Origin of the sequence: uncultured Sneathiella sp., assembly GCF_963976355.1 — a bacterium.
Taxonomy (GTDB): Bacteria; Pseudomonadota; Alphaproteobacteria; order Sneathiellales; family Sneathiellaceae; genus Sneathiella.
Window position 1 is genome coordinate 345707 of the sequence record NZ_CAXBKA010000005.1, and the last position, 12825, is coordinate 358531.

The 12825-nt window shown below is 53.1% G+C and carries 9 protein-coding genes; 7 read left to right on the plus strand and 2 right to left on the minus strand.

The features are described 5' to 3' along the window. Positions 1-56: 56 nt before the first annotated feature. The 7 genes from AAC599_RS13895 (at position 57) to clpB (ending at position 9686) form a co-directional block, all read left to right on the plus strand. Positions 57-1406: a RodZ domain-containing protein gene (locus tag AAC599_RS13895; protein ID WP_340150998.1), complete on the plus strand. Its 1350-nt coding sequence runs from the start codon at positions 57-59 to the stop codon at positions 1404-1406. 125 nt (positions 1407-1531) lie between these two features. Then, positions 1532-2677 carry a flavodoxin-dependent (E)-4-hydroxy-3-methylbut-2-enyl-diphosphate synthase gene (gene ispG, locus AAC599_RS13900; RefSeq protein ID WP_340150999.1) on the plus strand — a complete coding sequence of 382 codons (1146 nt, stop codon included), beginning with the start codon at positions 1532-1534 and terminating at the stop codon, positions 2675-2677. Between the two features lie 37 nt (positions 2678-2714). Beyond that, on the plus strand, positions 2715-3959 hold the full coding sequence (gene hisS, locus AAC599_RS13905; protein ID WP_340151000.1) for a histidine--tRNA ligase: 1245 nt from the start codon (positions 2715-2717) through the stop codon (positions 3957-3959). 9 nt (positions 3960-3968) lie between these two features. Then, positions 3969-5057, plus strand: coding sequence for a peptide chain release factor 1 (gene prfA / locus AAC599_RS13910; protein ID WP_340151001.1), 1089 nt, complete (start codon positions 3969-3971; stop codon positions 5055-5057). Positions 5058-5061: 4 nt separating this feature from the next. Continuing rightward, entirely contained in the window at positions 5062-5916 is an 855-nt protein-coding gene (gene prmC, locus AAC599_RS13915) for a peptide chain release factor N(5)-glutamine methyltransferase (protein ID WP_340151002.1), read from the plus strand. Positions 5917-6162: 246 nt separating this feature from the next. Next, the gene (locus AAC599_RS13920; protein WP_340151003.1) at positions 6163-6852 is read left to right on the plus strand and encodes a DUF4167 domain-containing protein; all 690 of its coding nucleotides are present in this window, start codon (positions 6163-6165) and stop codon (positions 6850-6852) included. 245 nt (positions 6853-7097) lie between these two features. Further along, positions 7098-9686, plus strand: a complete 2589-nt coding sequence (gene clpB / locus AAC599_RS13925; RefSeq protein ID WP_340151004.1) for an ATP-dependent chaperone ClpB — start codon at positions 7098-7100, stop codon at positions 9684-9686. Between the two features lie 56 nt (positions 9687-9742). Here the strand turns inward: clpB and AAC599_RS13930 are convergent, their stop codons facing one another. Both AAC599_RS13930 and AAC599_RS13935 read right to left on the minus strand, forming a co-directional pair. Further along, positions 9743-10975 (minus strand): MFS transporter, encoded by a 1233-nt coding sequence (locus AAC599_RS13930; RefSeq protein ID WP_340151005.1) that lies wholly within the window; start codon positions 10973-10975, stop codon positions 9743-9745. Positions 10976-11032: 57 nt separating this feature from the next. Next, positions 11033-12454: a peptidoglycan DD-metalloendopeptidase family protein gene (locus AAC599_RS13935; RefSeq protein WP_340151006.1), complete on the minus strand. Its 1422-nt coding sequence runs from the start codon at positions 12452-12454 to the stop codon at positions 11033-11035. Positions 12455-12825: the final 371 nt, after the last annotated feature.

Below are 12825 nucleotides of genomic sequence, written 5' to 3' on the forward strand. Positions count from 1 at the left end.
GCGATGTCGTGACACAACCTAACCTGTTCAGCAGAAATGCGTCAAAGGGCAATAGGGTGTCATTTCAAAAAACGGAGGAAGTTATTGAACCGCAAGAGGAAGCCCCTCTGACCGTTGGTGCACAGCTACGGGAAGCCAGGGAAGCAAGAGGGCTGTCACTGCACCAGGTGGCAGATATTCTGCGCCTACGTGCTAGTCAGGTCCATGCGCTTGAAGAGGGAAACTTCAACAGTCTTCCCGGGCAAACATTTGTAACCGGCTTTCTGCGCTCCTATGCCAATTTGCTTGATCTTGACGCGGTCGCTATTGTTGAGCTTTACAAGCATGAGGAAGGTGATGGGCTGCGTGTCCCCTCACTTGCCTTTCCTGAGCCATCTACCGGCGGACGTATGCCGGGAGCGGGTATTTTGCTCGGAACGCTGGTTTTTGCCCTGATCCTGTTGGCAGGGTGGTTTTTTTATCAGGAAAGCGAAAGCCTTGACTTTGAGCGGGTGGCAGAACTGCCAGAACATCTGGCGAGCAAAATCCGGGATCTGGATATGATCGCTACCGAAGCGTCGGATCCCTCTGACAAAGCGGCTACTGCGGATGAAACACCGAAGAACATGGCGGAAATTTTGCAGACATCGCCGACTACGGAAACTCCGGAGATCACGCAAGAGAGTACAACCGTCGAGACGGGAAAAAGCAGTCTTGTGACGGAAAACTCTGTCGATACAGTGCCTCAGTCAGAAACGAGTTCCGAAGCAAATTTCGAACCGGAAACCAGAGTAGAATCCAGCGCGACCGTCGCAACAACGCCATCTCAGGACACTGCGGATACCGATGGTGCCACAACTGATACGACGGCAAACGTCGCCACTTCAGATACTGAGTCCGAAAACACCACTGATGCTGTTGAATCTTTACCCACGGCTGAAAACGTAGAGAGCGAAACGGAGACAGCTGCAACGTCAGCGGAAGCGGCTGATCCGAATGAAGGCACTGAAGTTCAGGCGACATCGCCTCAGCAGACCGAGGTTGCGGCAGCCTATCCGCAGGATACATTGCAGGCAGCAACATCCGGCGAGCCCGCGACGGCCACGGAGGGAACGCCGGAGAGCCCTATGCCACGAACATTCGGTGTCGAAAATACGGATGCCCGCATCGTGCTTCGCGCAACGGAAGAAAGCTGGGTTGAAGTAAAGGCCAAGGATGATAGCCCTGTTTTATCGCAAGTCCTTAACCCCGGTGACACCTATATGGCACCGAATACGCCGGACCTTAAGTTGACAACCGGTAATGCCGGTGGGCTTGAAATCCGGGTGGATGGCAAGGAAATCAGATCGCTTGGCGGAACGGGGACTATTTTAAGAGAGATACCGTTGGCGGCGGACAGCCTGCTTGAAAATAACGGATTGCAATAGCTGCAATGATCGGCGAATAGAGACTGAAACAATGGAATAACTTGTATTTTCCATCGTAAAAAGCCATTTTAGGCGAATATAGCGACTGCGGCATTTTTTGCCGCCATTTTACAAAGTATGATCCCATGAGCATCAGACCTTACCGAGAGATTATCCGTCGGAAATCGCGACAGATTTTTGTTGGCGATGTGCCGGTCGGCGGTGACGCGCCCATAACAGTGCAATCGATGACCAATACACTGACATCGGACGCCAAGGCGACGATTGCGCAGATCTATGCGCTGGAAGAGGCTGGTGCGGATATGGTTCGGGTCTCCTGCCCGGATGAGGCGAGCACGGCGGCGCTTAAGGAGATTGTGCGCGAGACACGTGTTCCCATCATCGCAGATATCCATTTCCATTATAAACGCGGTATCGAAGCGGCGGAGGCGGGGGCGTCCTGCCTCCGGATCAATCCGGGCAACATCGGCTCCCCTGATCGTGTGCGGGATGTGGTGAAGGCGGCTGTTGATCATAATTGTTCCATGCGGATCGGTGTGAATGCGGGAAGCCTTGAGCGCGAGCTGTTGGAGAAATATGGCGAGCCCTGCCCGGAAGCGATGGTGGAATCCGCCATGAACCACGCCCGTATTCTTGAAGATAATGATTTCTTCAACTTCAAGATCAGTGTGAAGGCCTCTGATGTCTTCCTGTCCGTTGCCGCCTATCAAGGGTTGTCGGAGGTTTGCGACTATCCACTGCATCTTGGCATTACGGAAGCAGGCGGGCTGTCTTCCGGAACGGTCAAATCCTCTATTGGCCTCGGTATGTTGCTCTGGTCGGGGATTGGCGACACCATCAGGGTTTCTCTCTCCGCCGATCCAGTGGAGGAGATCAAGGCTGGCTATGAAATTCTGAAGAGCCTTGGGCTACGTCGGCGGGGTGTGACGATTATTTCCTGCCCGTCCTGCGCGCGGCAAGCCTTTCCTGTGATCAAGACGGTGGAATTGCTGGAACAGCGGCTGGCCCATATCCAAACACCGCTGACCTTGTCGATCATCGGCTGTGTCGTCAACGGCCCCGGAGAAGCACGGGAGACCGATATTGGCCTTACCGGCGGCGGCAAGGACAATCACATGGTTTACTTGAGCGGCGTTACGGATCATAAAGTAGCGACCGGAGATATGGTGGATCATATTGTCGAGTTGGTCGAAGCGAAAGCTGCTGAACTGGAAGCTTTGAATGCTGATGGTGATGCGACTGAATCCCACGCTGTCCAGCGTATCGCCTGATCCTACCTCGGAAGTATTTACTAAACGGAGAAAAGACGTGTCACTACCCCAGCCAGTCCGCGGCACCCATGACCTGTTGCCTGAGGATTTTGCGCGTCACGTCCACGTGATTGGCACTGCGCGGGATGTTGCGGCGCGGTTTGGCTATGCGGAGATGGCAACCCCGATTTTCGAATTTACCGAGGTTTTCGCGCGAACAATGGGCGAAAGTTCCGATGTTGTCTCGAAGGAGATGTATTCCTTCGAAAGCCGGAGTGGAGAGAGTATGACCCTCCGGCCGGAATACACCGCCGGGATTTGCCGCGCCTTTATCAGCAACGGCCTGCAACAGAATGTGCCGTTCAAGGTGTTTGCCGCCGGTCCGATGTTCCGCTATGAGCGCCCGCAGAAAGGACGGCAGCGACAGTTCCATCAGATTGATGTGGAGTGCATTGGCGCGCCAGAGGCCAAGGCAGACATCGAGGTGATCGCTATCGGCGCGTCAATACTGAAGAAACTTGACGTATTGAAAGATTGCACACTCGAGATCAATACACTTGGTGACCTTGAAAGCAGGCAGGCTTACCGTGCCGCACTTGTCGAGTATTTCAGCGATCACAAAGCAAGCCTGTCAAAGGACAGCCTGGACCGGCTGGACCGTAATCCCCTTCGTATTCTTGACAGCAAGGACAAAGGAGATCGGGTTTTGGTCGAGAAGGCGCCCTTGTTCAACGACTATCTTAACAGCTTCTCATCTGATTTCTTTGATGAGGTACTCGAAGGATTGTCCCTGCTCGGGATTGATCACACTCTCAATCGGCGTCTCGTGCGTGGCCTTGATTACTATACCCACACCGCCTTCGAATTCGTGACAACGGCGTTAGGCGCGCAAGGGGCGGTGATTGCGGGCGGGCGGTATGACGGACTGATCGAAACATTGGGCGGTAAGCCAACGCCGGGGATCGGTTGGGCTGGCGGGATCGAGCGCCTTGCCATGCTGGTTGAAAATGTCCCGATGGCCATCCGTCCCACAGCGATCATTCCGGTAGGGAAGGCAGCGGAAGCTGTGGCGGCAAAACTCGCGTATCAACTGCGGCAGGATGGTCTAAATATCGAGATGGCCTTCAAAGGCAATGTTGGAAAGCGCATGAAGCGGGCAAATAAACTGAACGCCCGGGCGGCAGTTCTGATCGGGGAGGATGAACTTGCCCGCAATGTTTGTACTCTTCGCGATCTCGATCAGGGTGAGCAGCGCGAAGTCGAACTCTCCAATATATCTGCGGCGCTCGGCGCTCTCGTTTAAGGTTAGAAAATGCTCCCTGAAGACAAGCTCAAAATGATCCAGTCCCGCTCGGAAGAACTGGAAGCCGCCATGTCCGGTGAAATGGGCGAGGTTGCGCCGGATGATTTCGTCCGCATGAGCCGGGAGTATGCCGAAATCAAACCCCTTGTGGAAGCCATCCAGAAATTCCAGCAAACACGAGATGAGTTGGCCGGGATAAATGAAATGCTGGACAGTCCGGACACCGATGCGGAAATGAAAGAAATGGCTGAGCTGGAGCTAGAGGAGTTGAGGGCCCTGCTTCCCGATCTGGAGCATTCCATCAAGATCCAGCTTTTGCCCAAAGATGATGCCGACGAGAAAAACGCCATTCTTGAAATTCGCGCAGGAACAGGCGGCGAGGAAGCGGCGCTTTTCGCAAGTGACCTTTACCGGATGTATCAACGATATGCTGAAAGTCAGGGCTGGACATGCGAGACCATGTCAATGTCGGAATCGGATCTGGGCGGTATCAAGGAAGTGATTGTGAAAGTCACTGGGCGCAACGTATTCGCCAATCTCAAGTTTGAATCCGGTGTGCATCGTGTTCAGCGGGTGCCGGAAACCGAAACAGGAGGGCGTATTCACACATCCGCGGCGACCGTCGCGGTGCTGCCCGAAGCGGAAGAAGTTGATGTTCAAATCGCGGATAGTGATATTCGCGTCGATATTTTTCGCGCGTCCGGCCCGGGCGGTCAGTCGGTGAACACAACGGATTCAGCGGTGCGCATTACGCATATCCCGACCGGTATTGTTGTGCAGCAGCAGGATGAAAAGTCCCAGCACAAGAACAAGGCCAAAGCCATGAGCGTGCTGCGCTCCCGCATCTATGAGGCGGAACGGGCGGCAAAGGCAGCGGAACGGTCCGCTGCGCGTAAGGGACAAGTAGGGTCGGGAGACCGGTCGGAGCGGATTCGTACTTATAATTTCCCTCAAGGGCGACTGACGGATCACCGGATTAATCTGACGCTCTATAAACTGGATAAGGTCCTTGCGGGCGAGGCGCTGGATGAAGTCATTGATGCCCTGATCTCGGAGGATCAGGCTGCGCTGCTTGCTGAGATTGAAGGCGGCGTCTGAGCTCATGATCGAGAATGCGCGTCGCGCGATAGAGGAGGCCGCTGACGTTTTGAGCGCGGCTGATGTGACTAACGCAAAGCGGGAAGCAACCTTACTGCTCGCTCATGTACTCGGTGAAGATGCTGGGTTTTTGCATCGGGAGCCAGAGCGTCTCCTGACAGCGCAGCAGAAAGAGAAATTTGAGCGTTTTGTTGACCGACGTTCAGCGCGTGAGCCGCTTTCTCATCTGACCGGGCATCGGGAATTCTGGAGCCTGGATTTTCTTGTAACATCGGATGTGCTGGACCCACGGGCGGACAGTGAAACACTTATTGAGGCCGCCCTGGGGCGTTGCAAAGATGTGTTGCAACCGCTCCGCCTCCTAGATCTCGGAACAGGGAGCGGTTGTCTCCTGTTGTCGCTTTTAAGCGAGTTGCCCGAGGCGAGCGGAGTTGGTATCGATAAAAGCGAAGCGGCAATTGCCATCGCCCGCGAGAATGCGCATCACCTTGGAATGAGCGGGCGGGCGGAGTTTGCTCTTGGAAACTGGGGAAGAGAGAGGGATGAAAAGTTCGATCTCGTTATCAGCAACCCTCCCTATATTCCGAGTGGGGATATTGCAGGGCTGCAACCAGAAGTCCGCGATTATGAACCGCAACTGGCGCTGGCTGGTGGCTCGGATGGACTTGATTGCTATCGGGAGATTCTTCTTGATATTCATAATATTCTCCGACCGGGCGGCCTCCTTGTATTTGAGGTGGGAGCAGGGCAGGCGCCGGAACTCGGTCGGATGATGCAGGATGCAGGTATTTCCCGAGTGGAATATCACCGGGATCTTGCGTCAATTGAGCGCTGCGTATCCGGTTTTCTTGCAGGTTAGTGCGATTTTTTAAAAAAAACGTTGGATTATTAGAGAAACAGAGGGTAGGGTTTATCCAGATCATATGTGAACAACAAGACCTGAGCCTAAGGTCCATGATCAATATTTAATTCAAAATCAGGCCTGAGCTTCCTGGATGATGGAACATCTTGGAAATGCGAGTGGGACTTAACTTAAGCGCCCGAATTGAATCATCTTTACACTGATGTGAAATTTGAACTCTAGATTGACGGAATCATTGTGATTATGAGAGTAAGTAGTAACAGGCGTCCCCGTGGCGGACGGGCGAATTCTGGGGGTAATCGGCCAGGTTCAGGCAACAATCGCCGACCAGGCGGCGGTAACCGTAATTATGACAGCAATGGTCCCGATGGTAAAATCCGGGGTACCGCGCAACAGGTTTATGATAAATATGTCGCGCATGGAACGGATGCCCAGACGTCAGGCGATCGTGTTGCCGCTGAAAATTATTTCCAGCACGCTGAGCATTACTTCAGAATAATTGCCGCCAACACCGCAGCGCCTAAGGAAAAGTCGGCTTCGGACAATTCAGAGAATGCTGATAGCGCTGAGAATGTGGGTAATCCGGGGAGCTCAGGTAGCGCTGAGAATTCTGCGGCCCCTTCAGAGATTGAAAGCAGCAAGCCGGCACAGCGCAAACCAAGAAGCCGGACCCGGGATGAGGCGTCTTCCGGAGGTGAAGAAAACGCGAACCCCGATGCCAATAATTCCGCTGTTGATTTGAGTGCCGCAGAACAACCGATTGTGGATATGTCGGCTGAGGGGTCTGCACCGGCGCCATCTCCTGTTGCGGATAGTGAAGGGGAGGAGACTAAGCCGAAACGCAAGGTGAGCCGTACAAGGACCCTGCGTCGTCGGACATCAAGCCGGAATGCCGATGAAAGTGACATTGAAGAAGCTAACACAACAGAATAAGTTCGACTGCTTTGCGGCATTTGGCAAATTGAAAGAAGAAAAAGGGAAGCGATATTCAGCTTCCCTTTTGTTTTTGGCATGCGAATTTTGTCACATTTATGGAGCCATTACCTGCTTGAAATCAATCGCAGATCGCCCACATATATATCAGAAATGAAGCCGTTGGCGGGCTTGCAATATGATTGCCTCTAAGGGGTCATAGGAAGTCGTGCAAAGAAGCAGCGGTCTATGTGTCGAGGACGAGCATGGATATCGAAAAATATACAGATAGGTCGAAGGGGTTTATCCAGTCGGCCCAAACATTGGCGTTACGTGAAAATCACCAGAGACTAACGCCGGAACATCTCCTGAAAGTACTTCTTGACGACAAAGAAGGGCTGGCAAGTGGCCTGATCGCCAAGGCTGGTGGTGATGCTGCTATGGCGCGCCAAGGCGTGAATGAGGCTATCGAAAGAATGCCGCAGGTTACAGGCAGCGGTGCTGGACAGGTCAATCTGACCTCTGAATTGGCACGGCTGTTCGCCTCCGCCGAAAAACTGGCGGATAAGGCTGGCGACAGTTTTGTGACGGCGGAGCGGTTGTTGCTGGCCCTGGCCCTGGAAAAAGGAACAGAATCCGCCAAAATCCTGAATAGTGCCAAGGTCACGGCAAACAGCCTGAATGAGGCGATTAATGATTTGCGTAAAGGCCGCACGGCGGATAGCAGTGGTGCTGAGGCCGGCTATGATGCTCTTAAAAAATACGCACGCGATCTGACGGAAGCCGCCCGGAAAGGCAAGCTAGACCCGGTGATTGGCCGGGACGAAGAAATTCGCCGGACCATACAGGTACTGTCACGCCGCACCAAGAATAACCCGGTCCTGATCGGGGAGCCGGGTGTCGGTAAAACGGCCATCATCGAAGGTCTGGCACTCCGGATTGTGAACGGCGACGTGCCCGAAAGTCTGAAAGACAAGAAGCTGATGAGCCTTGATCTTGGACAGCTGATTGCGGGTGCCAAATACCGCGGTGAATTTGAGGAGCGATTGAAAGCAGTCCTGTCGGAAATTTCATCTACGGGCGGCGAGATCGTACTTTTTATTGACGAGTTGCATACGCTGGTCGGAGCCGGCGCGGCGGAAGGGTCGATGGATGCCTCCAACCTTTTAAAACCTGCGCTTGCGCGAGGTGAGCTTCATTGTGTCGGCGCGACGACCCTTGATGAATACCGGAAATATATTGAGAAGGACGCGGCGCTGGCGCGGCGTTTTCAGTCCGTCTTTGTCTCCGAGCCGACGGTCGAGGATACCATCTCGATCCTGCGTGGACTGAAGGAAAAATACGAAGTCCACCATGGTGTGCAGATCTCTGATAGTGCACTGGTCGCAGCGGCCACTCTGTCGAACCGTTACATCACGGACCGGTTCCTGCCGGACAAGGCAATCGACCTGATGGACGAGGCCGCAAGCCGACGCCGTATGGAAGTTGACAGTAAGCCCGAAGAGGTGGACGAGCTCGATCGCAAGATTCTGCAGATGAAAATCGAGAGCTCCGCCCTTGAGAAGGAAACGGACAAAGCGTCAAAGGAACGACTTGAAAAACTCAAAACAGAGCTGGTGGAACTGGAAAAGCAATCTGCTGACCTCACGGAAAGCTGGCAGATGGAGAAGGAAAAGCTCAATCGTGCCCAGCATGTGAAAGAACAGCTGGATGCGGCGCGAAACGAACTGGCGACGGTTCAGCGTCAGGGCAATCTGCAGCGCGCCGGTGAACTGGCGTATGGTGCAATTCCGGAGCTTGAAAAGCAACTGGCCGAAGCGGAAGAGGCGGAAGGCTCTTCCATCGGACGGGATAGCGTGAAGGAAGAGGACATTGCGGGCGTTGTCTCGCGGTGGACCGGTATCCCGGTCGACAAGATGCTGTCCGGGGAGCGTGAGAAATTGCTCAACATGGAGAATGAACTCCGCAAGCGCGTTGTCGGTCAGGAGGAGGCGCTTGTCGCGGTCTCCAATGCTGTTCGACGCTCCCGTGCGGGTCTGCAGGATCCGAACCAGCCGATTGGCTCGTTCCTGTTTCTGGGGCCGACCGGGGTTGGTAAAACAGAATTGACCAAGGCGCTGGCCGGGTTCTTGTTCGATGACGAACATGCACTTTTGCGTATCGATATGTCTGAATATATGGAGAAACACAGTGTTGCCCGCCTTATCGGGGCGCCTCCCGGATATGTCGGCTATGATCAGGGCGGTGTCATCACCGAAGCCGTTCGCCGCCGTCCCTATCAGGTCATCCTGTTTGACGAGGTTGAAAAAGCCCATCCGGACGTCTTCAACATCCTGCTGCAGGTTCTGGATGATGGTCGCCTGACGGACGGTCAGGGCCGGACGGTGGACTTCAAGAACACCCTCATTGTGCTGACGTCCAATCTCGGCAGTGAGCATATGGCGAGCGGTGACGATGTGGATGACGAACTGGTCCGCCATAACGTCATGGAAACAGTGCGTGCCGCATTCCGGCCGGAGTTTCTGAACCGTCTGGATGAGCAGATTGTATTCCATCGGCTGAGCCGGGAGAATATGAACGCCATTGTTGATATTCAGTTGGCGCATCTGCAGAAACTGCTGTCCGAGCGGCGGATTGAACTGGAACTTGATCCTTCAGCCTATGAATGGATCGCAAATCGCGGCTATGATCCGGTGTATGGCGCCCGTCCGTTGAAGCGAGTGATCCAGCGGTATCTGCAAAACCCGCTGGCCACGCAGATCCTGGAAGGAACCATTTCCGATGGGGCCACAGTCAAAATTTCAGGAAGTGAGGATGGCCTCCTGATAAATGATGAACTGGCGGATGCTGCTTGATCGCGTTGTCAGATGATAAAGCGAACGGCTGCCAATTATTGGCAGCCGTTTTTCATTCAGGTGGATGCTTGATAGGGTTGGATAATCTTCAGGCTGATGGCAAGGATGCTCGCGATGATCATGCCGGCAATGGAGAGGAGGAAGGGAAGCTGGAGGAATATATCCATTAATCCCTCGCCAATGATGGAAACGATGCCGCCTGCAAACGTAAAGAGAGAGATGGATATTCCCATTACCCAGCCTTGCTTTTCCTCAGGCACCGCATCTGAAAATATTGACAGGCAGTTCGTATAGGCGACGCCGTAGCCCATTACAAATGGCAACAGGCTGGCGACCGCGAAATACTCATTGCCGCTTAACAGGAATAACCCTTGAAACAGAGCCATTACTAAAAGGGCACCACCTACAATTCTTTCCGGCGTAAATCGATCGGAGAGGGGTTTGATTAGATATCCGCTCCCGATTGCCATCCCCACGCCGATGACCAGCATGGCGACACTGTTTCCCAAAGTCGTAAATTCGAACTTTCGGAACAGATAGACTGTTGCATAGATATAAAACAGCGTCATTGAGAGGACGCAAGCGAAGAAGACAATTGAAATATTGCGAATGGCGCGTGTTTTGACGGCTTCCGCCAGTTCCGAGAAGGCAGACAGGGGGTTAAGCGCGAAATCGCCCTCTGTTTTCCGGACATCCTCAAAATACTTCAGTAGCAACGCCAGATTCAGGAAAAGACAGGCGGTAATTATATAAACAGGGACGGTGACGTTTAATGCGGACGAGATCGATTGATCGGAGAAGATACCACCAACGAACGGTCCAAACGCAAGTCCCGCCGCAAGAGCCGCAACGAGACGCCCGAGGTTCTCAGTACGGTTTTCATCCGTGCTTATGTCAATAATTGCTGCCTGTGATACGGATTGGCTACCGGCTGTAAATCCGGCAACAATGCGACCCAGCACGAGTAAGGTAATGCTTTGCATATATATCCCGATGAGGGTCAGGACATAGCCGAGCGCAGAACCGATCAAACAGATCACAAGCGCTTTTTTCCGGCCCACTTTATCAGAGTAGCTGGCGATCATTGTCGCGCCGAGAAACCAGCAAAAGAAGAAACTGCCTGTGATAAGTCCGAAATAGAAATTTCGCATTGCCGCCGATGTTGCAGTCGGCAAAAAGCCATTTGTCGGGTCGATAATTAAGGTTGTCAGGGCGGGAATCAGGATTCCCTGTCCGGCGACATCAAGCAAAACGACAAAATACAGCGTGAAAAGCGCCTTCTTATCCAAACAGCCCCTCCCCAGAATACATCGTCAGAGTTAATGCTGCGGCGGGGATGCTCTTCGTTATTCGAGGTTCACGCTCGCAAGCTTTGTTTCCAGTTCAACCCCGGCAACTTCTTTGCGGATGCCGTCTGTATGCGCCTGAAACGCGGCAAGCATTTTACCACCAAGTTTACGGCCTGCAGGTAATTTAACCGAGAGTGGGTTGATCTGCTTGCTGTTTCTGTGCACTTCATAATGCAGGTGCGGGCCCGTAGAGCGGCCGGTAGTCCCGACATAGCCGATAATCTGGCCCTGCTTGACACGTGCGCCCTTGCGGATGCCTTTTCCGAAACTTTTCATATGGGCATAGGCCGTTTTATATTCGCTGTTATGGCGGATGCGGACATAATTGCCGTAGCCACCGTTGCGCGCAGCCATTTCGACAGTCCCATTACCTGCCGCCATAATCGGTGTTCCGCTCCGGGCGCCAAAATCAACACCGCGATGCATCTTTGTATAGCCGAGCGTCGGATGCTTGCGCTTGCCGAAACCGGAGGTAAGGCGCGCGCCGTCAATGGGTGTGCGCATCAGAGTCTTTTTGATGCTTTGCCCTTGCGCATTGTAATAATCAGTGAATCCGTCATCGCTTGTCCTGAACCGGTATGCGGAATACTCTTTGCCGCTTAATGTCATTGAGGCCCAGAGAATGGCGCCGTCTTTCAGAACTCGTCCATCTTCGTCGGCAAACCGCTCGAAATAAACCTCGAAGCTATCGCCGGGCTGGATTTCGCGCTGGAAATCAACGTCGTAGCTAAAAATACGGATCAGGTCGACAATGGTTTTTGTCGGGATGCCAGCCTGTGCGGCAGATAAAAAGAGAGAACTTTGGATGATACCGCCCGCTCTCACCGTTTTTCTGTCTAGCTCCAGAATGGTTTCCTGGGCGGTGAAGCCTTCACCCGGCGTGCGGACGGCAGCAAGCCGGCGGTCAACGTCTTCCTTCAGCGATACACGAATGAGCCCCGGCGTTGCCGCGCCACCTTCCTGATCGGCTTCGGTGTTTCCGAAATAGAGCGTCACATCCTGTCCGATTTTAAGGCTGCGGGGGTCAAAGATTTCATTGAGAGCTGCAATGGCCTCATGGCTTTCCGTACGATCGGCACCGGCCCGAGTCAAAACCGCCATTAATGTATCGCCTTTGCTGACGGAGACAGTTTTGATCAATTCACTCAGGCTGTCCGATGTCGAGGGTGCATAGGCGGCGACTGTCACTTCAGCATTATTTTCGAGAACTTCAGCGGTATCAATATCAACTTCGATATCCTGTTCAACGGAAGCGGTGGCCTCCTGTACAATAGATGGCGTGCTCTGTTCCTGCCCTGCACTGGCGATCTGGTCAGGGTGTTCGTCCGATCCGGAGAGAAATGTGGACACCAGCAAGCCGCCTGCGGCGCCTCCGGCGATCATTGTAATGACAGGTATCAGCAATAATTTGCTAAACAATCCTGATTTGGCGCCTGGTTTCATTGTCTTCAGCACTCGTTGAACCACAAAAAATAATATGTTGATTTAAAACTCGTTAACCATAATGACGCGTCGAAAGATGCTGTCAGATTGCAATTTTGTCAAGTATTCCTCAATTTTTCCTTAAGTTATGCGAATGCTACGATTCTGCATATTGTAGGAAAAATTTCCGCATTGTCGGAATATGGTTTGTTCCTTTTGATGATTACGTTCATATGAATGGTAGTTGGCCGCGTTTGGAAACCCGGAGATCACGCTTTCTATAGAAAATTTACGGCATAAACATGGCACAGTAAAAAAACCTATATTAAGTAGTTGACGTTGATGGTTGGTGGATTTATAACCCGCGT